Consider the following 17,277-nt stretch of genomic DNA (forward strand, 5'->3'; position numbering starts at 1 on the left):
CCGGCGAACACTGGAACACCGCTTGTCGCGCGGGAAATCGCATCGCAAACCTGAGTGGCGGACCTTATCCGTACCCCACAACATCTGCCGCGGCGGTCAAGGATCGCGGTTCAGGGAGTATATTCATGCGTCTCGATTTCCGCGCACGCCTTTTGGCGTCCTCTCTACTGTTGGGTATCGCCGGTCCGGCCTGGGCCCAAACTGCTGACACGACGCCGGCCGAGCCCGCCGCACCCGCATCGGCCGTTGCGCCCGACGCCGCGGGTCAGGCCGAGCCCGCCGACGGCGACACGATCGTCGTGACCGGTTCGCGGCTTGGCGGCGAAAGCCTCAGGCAGGCCTCGCCGATCTCGGTCGTCAGCGCCAAGGAGATCGCGCTGTCGGGCCAGATCAACGTCGAGAGCGTCCTGAAGGACCTGCCGCAGCTGATCCCCAGCACCACCGCGGCCTCGAACAACCCCGGCGGCGGCGTCGCGACCGCGGATCTGCGCGGGCTCGGGTCGACGCGCACGCTCGTGCTCGTCAACAACCGCCGGTACGTCGCATATGATTCGAACCAGGTCGTCGATCTGAACACCATCCCCGCCGCGCTGATCGAGCGCGTCGACATCGTCACCGGCGGCCGCTCGGCGGTCTATGGTTCGGATGCGATCTCGGGCGTCGTCAACTTCGTGATGAAGAAGGACTTCAGCGGCGTCGCGGCGGGGGCGAACTACCGCATCAACGAGGCGGGCGACGGCGGCACCTTCAACGGCAACCTGCTGATCGGCGGCAATTTCGAGGACGGCCGCGGCAATGCGACGATCTATTTCGATTATACCAAGCGTAACGGCATCCTTCAGTCTGCGCGCGATTATTCGCGGCAGGCGCTGGTCGACGATGGTGCGGGCGGGCTGATCGCCGGCGGTTCGGGCTCGATCGAGGGCACGCGGTTCGCGCTCGGCGGCGTCAACCGCAAGTTCGAGACCGACGGCAGCTACACGCCGTACAATGCGTCGACCGACGCGTATAACTACGCCCCGTCCAACTATCTCCAGGTCCCGCAGCAGCGGTTCCTGATGAGCGCGCAGACGCATTACGAGGTCAGCCCCGCGCTGAACGTGTATGCCGAGGGCCAGCTCATCAACAACCGCGTGAAGAACCAGCTCGCGCCGACGCCGTTCACCGGATCGGTCGCGCTCGACGTGGACTCGTCGTTCCTGTCGCCCAGTTCGCAGGCGCTGCTCCGCAGCCGCGATACCGACGGCGACGGCTATGTCACCTCGACGATCTACCGCCGCCTGACCGAAGTCGGCGCGCGCGTGTCGAGCCTCGACAACACCGCCTATCGCGCGGTGCTCGGCGCCAATGGCGATATCGGCGGCGGCTGGAACTACGACGCCTATTACAGCTATGCGCGCACCCGATCGACCGAGACGCAGTCGGGCAACGTGTCGCGCAGCCGCGTGCTGCAGGCGCTGCGCACGACCTATGATGCGAGCGGCAACCTGGTCTGCTCGGATACCAGCAACGGGTGCGTGCCGCTCAACATCTTCGGCGCGGGCAACATCAGCGCGGCAGCGGCCGATTTCATCACCATCCCCGCGCAGAACACCAGCACGATCAGCGAGCAGGTCGCCAGCGCGTCGATCTCGAACCGCAACCTGTTCGATCTGGGTGCAGGCCCGGTCGGCATCGTGTTCGGTACCGAATATCGCCGCGAACATGGCAGCTACAATCCCGACTTCGCGCTGTCGTCGGGCGACGTCGTCGGCTTCAACGCGGGCGAGGGGCTGAGCGGCGGCTATGACGTCAAGGAAGCCTATACCGAGCTCGCGGTCCCGCTGCTGGCGAACATCCCGCTGATCAAGAAGCTCGAAGTGAATGGCGCCTATCGCTATTCCTATTATTCGACCGCGGCGAAGTCGGTGAACACCTATTCGGGTGGCGTGGTCTGGTCGCTGATCGACGACCTGTCGCTGCGCGGCCAGTATTCGCGGGCCGTCCGCGCACCGACCGTGTCCGATCTCTACAGCGGCTCGTCGCAGGATTTCCCGGCGGCAACCGATCCGTGCACGACCGCGGTCGCGGTGACGAACACCAACCTCAACGCAAGCTGCGTGTCGACGGGCGTCCCGGCGTCGTTGATCGGTACCGCCTATGACGGTGGCAGCACGCAGATCCAGACGGTCAACGGCGGCAACCCCGCGCTGCGCGAGGAAACCTCCGATACCTATACGGGCGGCATCGTCCTGCAGCCGCGCTTCCTGCCGCGCTTCTCGCTGACGGTGGATTACTACAAGATCAAGATCGCCAACTATATCTCGACGGTCGGCACCACCAACCTGATCCGCGCCTGCTACGGCGATGCGGACAATGGGTATACGCCGTACAACGCCAGCTATTGCTCGTCGCTGCCGCGCGATTCCAACAGCTATGCGATCACCGATGCGGTCAACACGCTGGCCAATACCGGCGGCGTCACCACCCGCGGCGTCGATTTCGAGGCGCGCTACGGCCTGCCACTCGGCTTCGGTGCGTTCGGTGCGGAGAGCAGCAAGCTCGATTTCCGAGTCAGCGGAACCCGGTTGATCGCGTTCAACTACAACCCGCTTGCCGCGATTTCCGATCTGACGATCAACTGCGCGGGCAAGTTCGGCCAGACCTGCGGCAACCCCTATGCGAAGTGGCGGCTGTCGTCGCGGACGACCTATTCGACCGGTCCGGTGACCGTGTCGGTGCTCTATCGCTATCTCTCGCCGGTGAAGGACGACGACAGCGGTACGGTCTATGCGGTCGAGCGGATCAAGGCGTATCACTATTTCGACCTGACCGCGGCGTTCGACATCAAGCCGGGCTTCACCTGGTCGGTCGGCGTCAACAACATCTTCGACAAGCAGCCGCCGATCATGGGTGACAACCAGCAGCAGGCGAACACCTATCCGTCGACCTACGACCCGTATGGCCGGGCGTTCTTCGTCAGCACGAACGTCAAGTTCTAGGCGAACCCGTCCCCCTCCCCACGCAAGGGGAGGGGGCAGCGCCGGTCGGCATGAAAAAGGGCGGGGTGGTCACCACCCCGCCCTTTTTCATGCGCCGCCTTATCGAAGGCCGCCCCGTCATCCCGCAGGACGACGGGGCGGTCTCTGGTCAGAACTCGAAGTGGACCGAGCCGATCACGGTGCGCGGGGCACCGAACGTGTAGCGCGTCGTGCTCGCCGACGAGGTGCCCGTGCTCAGATTGCCGAAATAGCGTTCGTTGAACAGGTTCGAGACGTTCAGCTGGAAGAACGTCTTGTCGAGCCCGGCAAACGCCAGGTCGAACCGCGCGTCGAGATCGACCGTGGTATAGCCCGCCGCGATCAGGTCGTTGACGTCGGTGACGTAGCGCTTGCCGACATGCTTGACCTGTGCGCCGATCGAAACCGGATCGAACGATGCCTGGACTCGGCCGCCATATTGCCATTTCGGCGTTTCGACGACGAACTTGCCCGCGGTCGCCGCGGTGATCGCGCCGGTGGTCGGGTCGACCGCATCGTCCTGCAGCTTGGCGTCGATGTACGAGGCGAACCCGTAGAGCGAGACGTTGCGGATCGGGGTGATGCCGAGGCTCGCGTCGACGCCCTTGCTCTTGACCGTGCCGACGTTGCGATCGGTGGTCAGCGTGCCGCCGCCCTCGAGCGTGGTCAGCGTCGAGATGATGCGGTTGTCGTAATGGATGTACCAGCCGGCGAGCTGCGCCTGGATCAGCCGCGACGAATAGCGCAGGCCGAGATCGAACGAGTCGGTCTTCTCGGGCTTCACCTCGTTCACCGGCGCGATCTTCACGTCGTCGAACGCATAGAGATTGTCGGTGCGCGGTGCCGAAAAGCCCTTGGCGTAGCTGGCGAAGATGCTCGCGTTCGGGGTGAAGGCATAGGTCAGCCCGACGTTCGGCAGCACCGCGTTGTACGACTTGATGCGGTTCTTGTACGGCGCGCCATAGGTGGCGGTGGTCGGGTTGGCGGCAACCTGCGCGGCGGTCTGCGAGGTGCAATAGCCGTCGCTCGAATTGCCGGGGATCGTGTAGCAATAGTTGGTCAGGTTGCGGCGGAAGAACGGCGCGCGCAGGCCGAGCGTCAGTTTGAGCGCATCCCCGAAATACGACCCGCGATACTCGCCCGAGACCTGGTGGAGGATCGCATAGGACAGGCGGTTGCGCTTGTTGACCACGTTGCCCGCGGCATCGAGGATCGCCGAGCTGCCCTCGCCGTCGAGCGCGCTGAACACGTCGTACGGATTGCCGGTCGAGTCGAGCTGGCTTGCCTCGCCGGTCTGGCGGTGGCGCGCGCGGTCCCAGGTATAGGCGAAGCGGACCGCATTGTCGGCGTCGATGTCATAGCGCAGCCCGGCGATCGCGGTGAAACGCTGCGTGCGCGTGTTCGACGGGAAATAGGCGCGGACGTAGTCGAGCGTGTCGCCATCGCCGTTGATGTCGACGCCCGCCGCAGTGCCGGCACCCAATCGCTGGAGCTGATAGGTGTAGACGCTGGTCGCCGCCGCCGTGCCAGCGCTGTTGGTCGCGTTGGCGTTGCTCTCGGCGAAGACCGCGGAGCCGCCGCCATTGGCGCGCGTGAAGCTGTACGCACCGTCGAACGTGAAGACGAGCTTCTCGCTCAGCGTGTAGCGCGAATTGATCCGGAAATTGCCGGTGTTCGACGGGTTGATCGCCGTCCCCGAAGCATTCCCGCACGACGACCGGTCGTTCTGGCTGGTGCCGTTGACGCCGCTCGCCGAGGGCAGCGAACAGCTCTGGTCGTACAGATAGGCGTTCGACGTGTCGTCGAAGACCGCGTCATACTGGGCCTTGTTCAGGTCGAGCGTGTACGGCGTGTCGGCACTCACCCCGGTCGACGGCACGACCGACGCGCCCAGCTTGGTGCGGATATTGGCCAGGGTCGGGTTGCTGTACGAGCTGTTGCGGTTCTGGTTGTAGTTCGCGCCGAACGCGATGAAATCGCCCTTGCTGCCGATCGGCTGGTAGAGCTTGGCGTTATATTGCTGGCGGTTGATCTCGCCCGATCCGCGGAACTGGTCGTAGCGCTGCTCGCTGGCGGAGACCCAGGCCTTGGTGCCGAACGAGGTGAACACGCCGGTATCGATCTTGGCGAAGACGCGGTTCATGTCGTTGGTGCCGTGCGAATAGGCGACGGTCGCGCCCAGCTTGTCCTTCGGCATCACCGACCGGTAGTTCACCGTGCCGCCCGACGCGCTCGCGGTCGGCGAATCGACATCGGTCGCGCCGAAGTTGACGTTGACCTGCTCGATCAGCTCGGGGTCGAGCTGCTGGTTCGAATAGATCGCGTAATTGCCCGAATCGTTGAGCGGAATGCCGTCGAACGTCAGCGAGATGCGATTGCCGTCGAACCCGCGGATGCGCAGCTGGCCACCCGAGCCGCCGTAAGGATCGCTGTTGGTGAAGTTGACGCCGGGCACCAGGTTGATCGTGTCGAGGATCGTCTGGCCGGGCGTGCGACGCTCGATCAGTTCCTGAGTCAGCACCGCCTTGGCCTTGGGCGTGTCGGGCGTCTGGATCCCGTTGACGTCGGGCTTGGCCCGCGACCCGCTGACGACGATATCCGATTCCGCGTCGACCGTGCCGGTCGACTGCGCCTGTGCCATCGCGGGCAGGATCAGCGCCGCGAGCGCCGCGCCGCAGAATAAAGTCTTACGCATCTAAACCCCTTTGAAGATCGATCGACCTGCGATCCGCTGATTGCGGCCGCAGTCCGATCGATCCGATATGGAGCGAAGATGACAGTATAGGGTCTAAGATTATCCAGCGATGTTTTGCTGGATCGTTGTTGTAGGGATGTCCCGGTATGTGTCCGATCGTGTCTCATATGTCAGGGCGTATTGCCGATTTACATGAAACATCTCGTATGTGTCCGGCTGTGTGTCACGCGACGACTGTTGCGCCCGGGGTCGTCAGCAGATGCAGCAGGCCGGGGGCGGGGCGCGCGATCGCGTGGACGCCGAGCGCTTCGAGCGCGGTCGCCGACGCGCGGTCGGTGTCCTTGAGGCGGATGCGCAGGCGCGTGCCATGCTGCGTCGCGGCCTCGACATTGTCCGCGCCGCCCAGCGCGACCAGAGTCGCCGGCGTGAGGCGGATGTCGGCAACCTCGGGCAGCGGAGCGGCCGCCACGGGCACGACGCCACCCGCCGCGATCGCATCGCGGATCTCGACCGCGACCGAATCGGCGATCGGGCCGAGCACGATCTGGAGCGCGTTGGCCGAGGGCCGGATCAGGCCGCGCGCGCCGAGCGCCTTCAGCCGCGCCTCGTCGACCGCACCCTGGTCCGCGACGATTAGGCGCAGGCGGGTGGTGCATGCGCCGACGCTGGTGAGGTTCGCGGCGCCGCCGAGCGCCTCAGCAAACGCGGCGCCGCGTTCGCTCTTGGCGACCGGCACCGCCGTTACCGGCGCATCGCGCTCGCGGCCCGGGGTCGGGAGGTCGAGGCGCTTGATGACGGTGCGGAACAGGACGTAATAGATCGCGGCATAGGCGAGGCCGACCGGGAGCAGCAGCAGCGGCTTGGTCGCCTTGCCGAAGTTCAGCACGTAATCGAACAGCCCGGCGGAGAAGCCGAAGCCGAGCTTCACGCCCAGCGCGTTCATCAGCGCCATCGACACGCCCGTCAGCACCGCGTGAATCGCGTAGAGCACCGGCGCGAGGAACATGAAGCTGAACTCGATCGGCTCGGTCACGCCGGTCAGCGCCGATGTGAGCGCGAGGCTGAGCAGCATGCCGCCGACCGCTTTGCGCCGCTCGGGCAACGCCGCATGGTACATGGCGAGGCACGCGGCGGGCAGGCCGAACATCATCACCGGGAAGAACCCGGCCATGAACCCGCCGGCCTCCGGATCGCCCGCGAAGAAGCGACGGAGATCACCGGTCGTGCCGTGATAGTCGCCCGCGACGAACCAGACGATGTTGTTGAGCAGATGGTGCAGCCCGGTGACGAGCAGCAGCCGGTTGAGCAGCCCGAACGCGAACAGGCCGAACCCGCCCGCACCGCTGATCCCGTAGCTCAGACCGTCGATACCCGTGCTGAGCGCGCCGAAGCCGAGGCCGACGATGATCCCGAGCGCGAGGCCCGCGACGCCGCTGACGATCGGCACGAACCGACGTCCGCCGAAGAAGGCGAGATATTCGGGCAACGCGATGGCCGAGAAGCGGTTGTAGAAACTCCCGCCGATCAGCCCGGACAGGATGCCGATCGGCACGTCGAGCCGCGCGATCGCCTTGGCCTTCCACGCCGCGGTGGCGAGCGCGATCGTGTCGCCGGTCAGGCCTTTCAGCGCGTCGGCAGGCACGGTCATCAGCGCCTGCGCGCCCTGCGTGGTGACGAGGTAGCAGACCACGCCCGCGAGACACGCCGCGCCATTGCCGTCGCGCGCGAAACCGGTCGCGACGCCGATCGCGAAGAGCAGGCCGAGATGCGAGAAGATCGCGTCGCCCGCGGCGCTGAGCACCGCGATGTCGAGCAGGTCGGGCTGGCCGAGGCGTAGCAAGAGCCCTGCGACGGGGAGCACCGCGATCGGCAGCATGAGCGCGCGGCCGAGCGGCTGGAGGGCTTCGAGCAGCGATTTCATGGGCGGAAACTCCGGGCGAGCGTTCGCACGTCCGCGGCTGAGATACAGGACATCGCCGCCGCGGCATGCGCGCGACAGGCGTCGATCGTGAGCGTCGCGACCAGCGCCTTGATCTCGGGCACGAGCGCGGGCGCGGACGAGAGTTCGGTGACGCCGAGCCCGATCAGGATCGGCACCGCGAGCGGATCGGAGGCGAGGCCACCGCACACGCCGGTCCATTTGCCGTGGACCGCGCCGCCTTCGCAGGTGCGCGCGATCAGGCGGAGGACCGCGGGGTGGAGCCCGTCGAGGTCGCTGGCGACCGCCGGATTGCCGCGGTCCATCGCGAGCGCATATTGCGTCAGGTCGTTGGTGCCGATCGAGAGGAAGTCGGCCTCGCTGGCTAGCAGGTCGGCGGTGATCGCGGCGGCGGGCGTCTCGATCATGATGCCGAGCGCGACAGGCTCGGTATGGCCGGTCGCGGCAGCGGCGGCGTCGAGCGCAGTGCGGACCGCGCGGAGCTCAGCGAGGCTCGCGATCATCGGCACCATGATGCGGCACTGGCCCGCGGGGCGGACCGCGAGGATCGCGCGCAGCTGTGCGTCGAGCATTTCGGGATGCGCGAGCCCGACGCGGATGCCGCGCAGGCCGAGCGCGGGGTTCTCCTCCGCGGCGATCGGCAGATAGGGCGCGGGCTTGTCGCCGCCGATGTCGAGCAGGCGGACGATCAGCGGGCGGCCGTCGAGCGTGGTGGCGATGCGCTGATAATCGGCGGTCTGTTCCTCGACGCTCGGCGCGCTGTCGCGTTCGAGGAACAGGAATTCGGTGCGGAGCAGCCCGCAGCCCTCGGCGCCGTTGCGGACCGCGACATCGGCATCGTCGGCCGAGCCGAGATTGGCGAACGCTTCGATGCGGACGCCGTCCTGCGTGCGGCATTCGCGCGCGGCGTTGGCGAGCGCGGCGCGGCGGCGTTCGGTCTGTGCGTCGAACGCGGTCTGTGCGGTGGCGCGCGTCGCGGCGTCGGGGGCGACGTGGAGCAGTCCCGCGCCGGCGTCGAGTACCAGCGGCGTGCCGGCGGCGATCTCGGCGAGCGCGGGGCCCATCGCGACGAGCGCGGGGAGGCCCATCGTCGCGGCGAGGATCGCGACGTGCGAGGTCGGCCCGCCGCGCTCGACGCAGAAGCCGACGATCGACGCGGTGTCGAGCCCGAGCAGATGCGAGGGGAGCAGGTCGTCGGCCAGCAGGATCGTGCCGGGGGGGAAGCTGAGGCGTTCGTCGAGGTCTTCGCCGGCGAGCGCGCGGAGCACCTGGCGTTCGAGGTCGAGCATGTCGTCGGCGCGCTCGGCGAGACGTGCGTCGCCGGTGGCGTGGAGCGCATCGGCCTGCGCGCGGATCGCGGTGCGCCAGGCATAGGCGGCGCTGTCGCCGCGAGTGATTGCCGCGTGTGCGTCGTCGGTGAGCGTCGGGTCGTCGAGCAGCGCGGTATGCGCGGTCAGGATCGCGCGTTCGGCACCGGTTGCGGTCGCCGATTTGGTGGCGAGCCGGTCTGCGACGGTGGCGAGCGCGGCGTCGAGCGCGGTGCGTTCGGTGGTCGCGTCGGCGCCTTCGCGGACGACGGCGATCTCGGCGAGGCGGAAGAGTCCGGCCTGGCCGATCGCGATGCCGGGGGAGGCGGTGACGCCGGGGAGGCGGCCGTCGGCGGGGAGGGTCGTGGCCTGCTTTCCGGCTCCTTGTTCCCCCGCGGAGGCGGGGGGCCAGGAGCCAGGAACGCTATCGTTCGAGATTCCTGGGCCCCCGCCTTCGCGGGGGAACACGGAAGTTGCGGCGGGGGTGGTTGGGGCGGATCCCGCCTTCTCGCCCATGCCGCCGAGGATCAGGTCGCCGATTGCGGCGAGCGCGTCGGCGGCGTCCGGGCCGGTGGCGGCGATCGTGATCTCGTCGCCGAGCTTTATGCCCAGCGCCATCAGCGCGACCGGGCTGCGGACGTTGCCTTCGCGCCGATCTGACTCAACGAGGGCGCCCTTCGTGACCTTCACCTCGGACACGAATTTGCGGGCGGTCTCGCCGATCCGTGCGGCGGGGCGCGCGTGGATGCCGTGGACCAAAGGCACGACGATCGTGCGGCGGACGGTATCGCCCTCGACGATCGCTACATCGGCTGCACCGTCGCGCGGCTCGAGCGTCATCATTGCCTCGCCGACGCCGACCAGTCTGTCGGTTTCGCGGTGGAGAATCGTGAAGCGGTCGGGGTTGGTGACGATCACCGGCGTGATGACCGCGCGCGCTTCGCAGACGAGCAGGTCGAGATCGAAGCGGATCAGCGGATCGCCGCGCTCGACGGTCGCGCCTTCGGTGACGCAGGGGCTGAACCCGCGGCCGCCGAGCGCGACCGTGTCGAGCCCGATATGCATCAGGAGCTCGGCGCCCTCGGCCGTCCGCAGCGTGATCGCGTGGCCGCTGGCATGGACGCTCAGCACGACCGCGTCGCACGGTGCGTGCAGGCAATCGCCGGTCGGGTCGACGGCGATCCCGTCGCCCATCATCCGTTCGGCGAAGACCGGGTCGGGGACCGCCTCGAGAGGTGATGCCCAGCCCTGGAGGGGCGACGTCAGGATGATCGGCTTCATGCTCTAGTTCCCGCCCGCGACCAGATGTCCACCGATCCAGGTGCCCGCGGGCCTCAGATCGGCGGTGAGCGCGACCCAGTCCGCCCGCAGGCCGGGGGCAAGCGCGCCGCGTTCGTGCGTGAGGCCGAGGAAGGCGGCGGGGTTGGTCGCCGCCATCGCCGCGGCGGTCGGTACGTCGGCGTGCGTCCGCGCGACGAGGTTGCGGACCGCGCCGGCCATGTCGAGATCGGAGCCGGCCAGCGTCCCGTCCTCGCCAAAGCACTTGCCGTCCTCGACGTGGATCAGGCGTCCCTGCAGGCGGAAATCCTTGTCGACCGCACCGACCGACGGCATCGCATCGCTGACCAGCATCAGGCGGTCGTGCGGGCGGGCGTTGAGCGCGAGGCGCAGCGCGGCGTCATGGACGTGCAGACCGTCTGCGATCAGCCCGCAATAGACATGGCGGTCGTCGAGCGCGGCGCCGACCACGCCGGGCGCGCGGTGCAGCAGCGGCGACATCGCGTTGAACAGGTGCGTGATGCCGCTGAGCCCGGCGCCGGCCGCCGCGACGATCGTCTCGTAATCCGCATCGGTATGCCCCGCGCTGACGATCACGCCGCCCGCGACCAACCGTGCGATCGATGCCGGATCGGTCAGCTCGGGCGCAAGCGTCACCATCACGCGGCCCTTTCGCGGGCGGATCAGCAATTCGATCATCGCGTCGTCGAGCAACCGGAACTTGGCCGGGTCGTGGATGCCCTTGCGCGCCGGGTTGATCCACGGTCCCTCGATATGCGCGCCGACCACGCCGGGCACGCCCGCCAGGATAGCGGCATCCATTGCGTCGAGCGTCGCTTCGATCACGTCGGGCGTGTCGCTGATCAGCGTCGGCATGAACGCGGTCGTGCCATAGGGCGCGTGCGCGGCGCCGATCGCGGCGATGCCCGCGACGGTCGGCTGGTCGTTGAGCAGCACGCCGCCGCCGCCATTGACCTGCGTATCGACGAAGCCGGGGACGAGCCAGCCGCCGCCCAGGTCGACCGCGTCGGCGGGCGCGCGCTCGAGCGGGGTGATCATCGCGATCCGGTCACCGACGACGCGGATCGTGGCGCCGTTCATCAGGCCGTCCGGCGTGACGACGCTGCCATTGACGACGTGAAACTGGGATTCGTTCATTTCGACGCCGCTCATACCGTCTTCGTGACCTTGCTGAGGTGGAGTGGCGCGTCGGGGTTGAGGCCGCGACGCAGCGAGAGGGCGTTGGCCATCCGGTAGAAGCTCTGGATCATCAGGATCGGCTCGATCGCCGGGTGCGCGGTGTAGGCGGCCGGTTCGGTGTCGCCGTTCACTTTGGCATCGGCAAGGCAGACGACCGCGCCGCGCGTGCGGAACTCGGCCGCCGCCTCGCGCACGCCGTCGCCGGCCATGTCGGACGTGGCGAACGCGATCACCGGGAAGCCGTCATTGACGATCGCCATCGGTCCGTGACGGACTTCGGCGGCGCTGAACGCCTCCGCGTGGAGCGCGCAGGTTTCCTTGAGCTTCAAGGCGGCTTCCTGCGCGATCCCGTAGCCATAGCCGCGGCCGATCACGAACAGGTTGTTGGCATCGGCCAGCGCGTCGACCACCGACGTCCAGTTCGCGCCGAACGCGAGCGCGAGCATGTCGGGCAGCGTGTCGATCGCCTTGACCAGCAGCTCGTTCTGCGACCAGGCCGCGGTCAGCGCGGCGAAGGCGGCGAGCGCACAGATATAGGATTTGGTCGCCGCGACCGAGCGCTCGGGGCCGGCCTTGAGCGCGATCATCGTGTCGGCCATCGCGGCGAGCGGCGACTCCTCGTCGTTGACGAACGCGACGACGTGCGCGCCGGCGGCCTGATAGGCCGAAACGGTCGCGAGCAGATCGGGGCTGCGGCCGCTCTGCGACACGGCGATCACCAGCGCGGTGCCGGGCGCCATTGGCGCTGCATAGACCGACGATACCGACGGCGCGGCGGAGGCGACGGGGACGCCGAGCAGAGTCTCGATCAGATATTTGCCATAGGTCGCGGCATGGTCGGACGACCCGCGCGCGCAGGTGACGACGACCGCGGGCGGCGCGGCGCGCAGCCGCTCGCCGAGTGCGGCCAGCGCGTCGCGGTTGGCGGCGAGCAGCCTGGCGACCGCATCGGCGGCCTCGGCGGCCTCGCTGAACATCAGTGTCTGCGGCAACGCCGCATTGCCGGCGGTATCGATAGTCTCGGTCACGGTAAGCCCCCCGGCCGGCGCCCGTGCGCCGGCGTCAGATGTCGTTCAGTTCGGCGACGAGGTCGTACGCGTCGCCACGGTAATAGGATTGGGTGAATTCGGCGGCCCGTCCGTCGCGCAGGAAGCCGCGGCGCTCGATGAACAGGCCTGCATGGCCCGCGTCGACGCCGAGCATCTTGGCATGCTCGGGGCTGAAATGAACCGCGCGCAGGCGTTGGAGCGCGCGCACCGGACGGTTGCCCGCGGCTTCGAGCGCCTCGTACAACGAGTCCTGGACGGCATCGATCGTCGGCAGGCAATAGCCCGCGATCGTCGAATATTCGAGCGCCATCGGCGTGTCGTCGGCGTAGCGGATCCGCTGGAACCGGTACACCGCCGAGCCCGGCGACAGCCCGAGCGACAGCGATTCCTCCGGCGTCACCATGCCGATCGTGCGGCTGACCCATGCGCTGCTCGGCGTGCGGCCGCGCGACTGCATGTCCTCCGAGAAGGACGACAATTTCGAAAAGCTCTTTTCGACGCGCGTCGCGACGAAGGTTCCCGCGCCGCGACGGCGGGTCAGCAGGCCCTCTTCGACCAGCCCGCCGATCGCCTTGCGAACGGTGATGCGCGACACGTCATATTCGACCGCAAGATCGCGTTCGGCGGGGAGCGCGTCGTCCTTGGCCAGCACGTTGCGGTTGATCGCATCGCGGATCAGCTGCTGGAGCTGGACGTACAACGGCGCAGGATTACCATCCCGGAACCTGCCAATGCTCGTTGAAATGGACATGAAGGCAACTTTCGATGGTGCCGGTATGGATGCCGAGAGCATCGCGACAGGCAGCAGAGGGTGGATACGTTATATATTGGTATTGTTCAAGCGGCTTGGCGAGCGAAGCGATCAAGGACCAACTTCAGGTCACGAACGCGGTCGACATCGGTGGCCCGCCTGCCGGTCGCGGCGAACCCGAATTCGCGTTCGAGCGCATCGTCGGCCGCCAGCGGAAGCGCGGCGCCGCACGACGCGTGGAGTTCGCGCAGGCCGGCATCGAGGAACCGAGTCGCGTTGCCCGCATCGATCCCGCTGCCAGGCAGGATGACGATCCGCCCGGCGGCCGCGCGGTGGAGCGTCGCGAGCATCGGCAGCGCATCGATCGCCTTGATCGCGCCGCCCGAGGTCAGGATCCGGTCGAAGCCGAGCGCAATAGCGGTCTCGAGCGCGGCGGGAAGATCGGGGCAGAGATCGAACGCGCGATGCAGCGTCAGTGACAGCGGTGTGCCGCGTGCCGTCCCGCAGGTCCGTGCGTGGTCGACGAGATGTGCCAGAAGCGGTGCGTCCAGCGTGTGATCCGCGGCGCTCGCGCCGATCACGACTCCGGCCAGCCCGGCCTGGGCGGCGGCGGCGATGTCCGCGGCGATCATCGCGGCCTCCGGGGGCGTATAGCGGAACCCGCCCTCGCGCGGGCGCACGAGCATATGGATGGGGACGGGCAGTCCGCGCGCGGTCGCGATCAGCGAGGGCGCCGGGGTCAATCCGCCGAGCGACAGCGCCGAACACAGCTCGAGACGGTCGGCACCGCCCAGGACCGCCGAGTCCACGCCCGCGATATCGTCGACGCAGATTTCGAGGGTCATTCGCAGGCTTTCAGTTGGTCGTAATTATATTACGTCTGGCCGATGGAGTCGGCGCGTTCAACGACAAAATCGCCAACAAAGAGCAAGAAAAGGTATTATCGCCACGGCGGTATCCTGACACGACCAGGTGCTCCAGCAGCCGGTAGGTCGAGACTAAACTGTCCAAAAACAACGGGTTGCCCGACCGTCGCAAAAGTTCCCTCGGCAGGTAACCAAACTGTAATTTCCGATGGATTTCCCAATCAAATTGGTTATACGATATTCATACCAAGCTGCTCAGATAGTAACCAAAACAGTACCAGCGGTTGGATAGCGGTGACGCGGCGATAGTCCGGGTCGGAATGACGCTGCGGCGTCGATTGGGAAGGGGTTTTGACGATGGTTTTCCGTAAGCAGGTTTTGTTGACGTCGAGCGCGATCGCGTTCGGTTTTGCAGGCTTCCTCTCCGCCCCGTCAGCGACAGCCCAGGTCGCGCCCACGACCGCCCCGACCACGACGCCCACCGAAGCCGCCGACGCGCAGGCCGCTGCGCCTGCCGCCGCCGAGGATACCGGCCAGGACATCGTCGTCACCGGTATCCGCGGCAGCCTGCGCAGCGCGATCGCGGTGAAGCGCCAGGCCAACGCCATCGTCGACGTCATCAGCGCCGAGGCGATCGGCAAGTTCCCGGATCGCAACGTCGCCGAGTCGCTTTCGCACGTTCCCGGCGTCAGCATCGATCGTCGCTTCGGCGAGGGCGAGAAGGTCGCGATCCACGGCACCGATCCCGCGCTCAACCGGATGCTGCTCGATGGCCACGCGGTGGCGTCGGCCGACTGGGGCGGCAACGACAATGATCCGACCAGCCGCACGTTCAACTATTCGCTGCTCGCACCCGAGCTCGTCGAGCGCCTCGAAGTCTACAAGTCGCCCGAGCCGCGGATCGAGGAAGGCAGCATCGGCGGCACGGTCATCGTCCGCACGCGCCGTCCGCTCGACACGCCCGCCAATTCGATCTTCGCCTCGGGCGGCTATTCGTACAACGACCGCGCCGACAAGGGCAACGTCCGCGCTTCGGGCCTGTACAGCTGGCACAACGATGCCGGGACGTTCGGCGTGCTCGGCGCGGTCACCTACGACAAGCAGAGCCTGACGCGATCGGGCGTCGAATTCTTCGGGTTCGAGAACGCCGGGGACCGCTTCTTCCAGAAGGATACGAACGGCGCGCTCGTGCGCGACGCGAGCGGCCAGCCGGTCCTGAAGAACCCGAATGCGACCGTCACCGGCGGTACGCGTCAGGATCTCGCCAATGCGGTGTCGCCGTTCGGCATCAACTACGCGTATTTCACGCAGGAGCGGAAGCGCATCAGCTATGTCGGCACGGTCCAGGCCAAGCCGACCGACGACATCACGCTGACGCTCAACGGCCTGCACATCGACGGCAACTACAACAATAGCAGCCAGTCGATGTACGTCATCCCCGGCGCGTGGAGCGGCGACGTTCTCCAGTCGGCGACGGTCGCGAACGGCGTCGTCACCAATGCGAGCTTCGGCGCGGCATCGGCGGGCAGTCAGAGCGCGCAGCTCGACCTGCTGATCCGTAAGACCAAGCTGACCACCGACAACCTCAACTTCGAAGCGGCATGGGAAGGCCCCGGCGGCGCGACGCTGTCGGCGACGGGCGGCTGGAGCAAGGCGATCGGCGGGCGCAATCCCGAATATCTGTTCGATGTGCGGACCGACCTTCCGTACAGCTACGGCTTCACCTCCGACAGCGCGAACGTCGAGTATGGCGGCGACCTGACCAATCCTGCGAATTACCGTCGCAGCAACAGTCCGCAGGCGCAGACGATCGACGGTGCGCCGGTGATCGTCAACGGCACGCAGCTGACCGCGGCGCGCGCGGGCGGGATCGATTTCTCCAAGACGATCGATCGCGATTACTACGCGGGCTATGATGCGGTCATCCCGTTCGAAGCCGGGCCGTTCAAGGAGATCCGGATCGGCGGCAAGTTCACCGATCACCGCAACCGCCTGAACGCGAGCGGCTTCAACAATTACTCGACCTCGAACTACACGCTGGCGAGCCTCGGCGTCGATACGTCGACCACGCCGAACGGCACGTTCGACGGCACCGGCGGCACGGGCAACGCGACCAAGTACATCAACCTGTCGCAGCAGGCCGTGATCGATATCCTGGCGAACTCGATCAACATCCCGGTCGCCAAGCCGACCGCGTCGTACATCGTCGACGAGACGGTCGCGGCGAACTACGTCCAGCTGAACTTCGAGCAGAGCGGCTTTCGCGGGAATGTCGGCGGCCGGCTGGTCTATACCAAGAACGTGTCGAACTATGCCGACCAGGTGTCCGGCACCGATGGCACCCTGCCGACGATCGTGCCGCAGCGCGTGCAGAACGACTATCTGAAGTTCCTGCCGAGCCTGAACGTCGCGTATGAAGCCGGCGCGCAGCTGATCTTCCGCGGCAGCGTTGCCAAGGTGATCGCACGGCCGCGCTACGAGCAGCTCGGCGGTTCGGTCGGTCGCAACGACATCACGCTCGATGCCAGCGGCGGCAACCCGAACCTGAAGCCGTATCAGTCGACCAACTACGAGCTGTCGGCGGAATATTATCCGCGCGCAGGTGCGTTGCTGTCGCTCGAACTGTTCCGTCGCGAGGTGAAGGATTACATCCTCAACGGGCTGAGCCGCCAGACGTTCTTCAACGAACTGACGCAGACCAACGCGTCCTATCTCGTGTCGCAGCCGCTCAACGGCGGCAAGGCGAACGTCAACGGCGCACTCGTCTCGGCGCAGGGCGAGATCTGGCACGGCTTTGGCCTGCAGGCGAACTATTCCTACGCCGAGAGCTCGACCGACGAGGGGCTGAACCTGCCCTATCTGTCGAAGCACACCGTCAACGTGATCCCCTATTACGAGAACGGGCCGTTCCAGGCGCGTCTGAGCTACAACTACCGCTCGGCCTATTTCCGCCAGATCGGTCGCCTGAACTCGATCGACATGGTCGCGCCGTACAGCCAGCTCGACTTCTCGGCCGGGTTCAACCTGACCAAGGCCGTCACGCTGACGGTCAACGCGCAGAACCTGCTGGATTCGACCTACACCCAGTATAGCGGCACGCGCGATCGTCCGACTGCGTTCTACAAGAACGGTCGCACGTTCGCGGCATCGGTATCGTTCCGGATGTGACGTCTAGGGCGCGTCGGGACCGGCG

9 protein-coding genes are annotated in these 17,277 nt (G+C 66.9%); 2 read left to right on the forward strand and 7 right to left on the reverse strand.

From position 1 onward, the window contains the following. Window positions 1–125 precede the first annotated feature (125 nt). Window positions 126–2,981: a TonB-dependent receptor gene (locus C8J26_RS09475; RefSeq protein WP_107957712.1), complete on the forward strand. Its 2,856-nt coding sequence runs from the start codon at window positions 126–128 to the stop codon at window positions 2,979–2,981. A gap of 148 nt (window positions 2,982–3,129) precedes the next feature. On the opposite strand, the gene C8J26_RS09480 is transcribed toward C8J26_RS09475, so the two are convergent. The 7 genes from C8J26_RS09480 to C8J26_RS09510 all read right to left on the reverse strand — a co-directional run bounded on the left by C8J26_RS09480 (window position 3,130) and on the right by C8J26_RS09510 (window position 14,063). Then, on the reverse strand, window positions 3,130–5,694 hold the full coding sequence (locus tag C8J26_RS09480) for a TonB-dependent receptor (protein ID WP_107957713.1): 2,565 nt from the start codon (window positions 5,692–5,694) through the stop codon (window positions 3,130–3,132). 223 nt (window positions 5,695–5,917) lie between these two features. Beyond that, window positions 5,918–7,615 (reverse strand): N-acetylglucosamine-specific PTS transporter subunit IIBC, encoded by a 1,698-nt coding sequence (gene nagE / locus C8J26_RS09485; protein WP_107957714.1) that lies wholly within the window; start codon window positions 7,613–7,615, stop codon window positions 5,918–5,920. Then, the gene (ptsP, locus tag C8J26_RS09490; protein WP_107957715.1) at window positions 7,612–10,221 is read right to left on the reverse strand and encodes a phosphoenolpyruvate--protein phosphotransferase; all 2,610 of its coding nucleotides are present in this window, start codon (window positions 10,219–10,221) and stop codon (window positions 7,612–7,614) included. Before ptsP ends, nagE begins: the two co-directional genes overlap by 4 nt. Window positions 10,222–10,224: 3 nt before the next feature. Beyond that, window positions 10,225–11,376 (reverse strand): N-acetylglucosamine-6-phosphate deacetylase, encoded by a 1,152-nt coding sequence (gene nagA / locus C8J26_RS09495; protein WP_107958124.1) that lies wholly within the window; start codon window positions 11,374–11,376, stop codon window positions 10,225–10,227. 11 nt (window positions 11,377–11,387) lie between these two features. Next, entirely contained in the window at window positions 11,388–12,395 is a 1,008-nt protein-coding gene (locus C8J26_RS09500) for an SIS domain-containing protein (RefSeq protein ID WP_107958126.1), read from the reverse strand. 85 nt (window positions 12,396–12,480) lie between these two features. Continuing rightward, complete coding sequence (locus tag C8J26_RS09505; RefSeq protein ID WP_056416171.1) at window positions 12,481–13,218, reverse strand: GntR family transcriptional regulator; 738 nt, start codon at window positions 13,216–13,218, stop codon at window positions 12,481–12,483. A gap of 86 nt (window positions 13,219–13,304) precedes the next feature. Then, complete coding sequence (locus C8J26_RS09510) at window positions 13,305–14,063, reverse strand: copper homeostasis protein CutC (RefSeq protein ID WP_107957716.1); 759 nt, start codon at window positions 14,061–14,063, stop codon at window positions 13,305–13,307. Between the two features lie 378 nt (window positions 14,064–14,441). On the opposite strand from C8J26_RS09510, the gene C8J26_RS09515 reads away from it, so the two are divergent. Then, window positions 14,442–17,252, forward strand: coding sequence for a TonB-dependent receptor (locus tag C8J26_RS09515; RefSeq protein WP_107957717.1), 2,811 nt, complete (start codon window positions 14,442–14,444; stop codon window positions 17,250–17,252). Window positions 17,253–17,277 lie beyond the last annotated feature (25 nt).

Origin of the sequence: Sphingomonas aurantiaca (assembly GCF_003050705.1) — a bacterium.
Lineage (GTDB): Bacteria > Pseudomonadota > Alphaproteobacteria > Sphingomonadales > Sphingomonadaceae > Sphingomonas > Sphingomonas aurantiaca.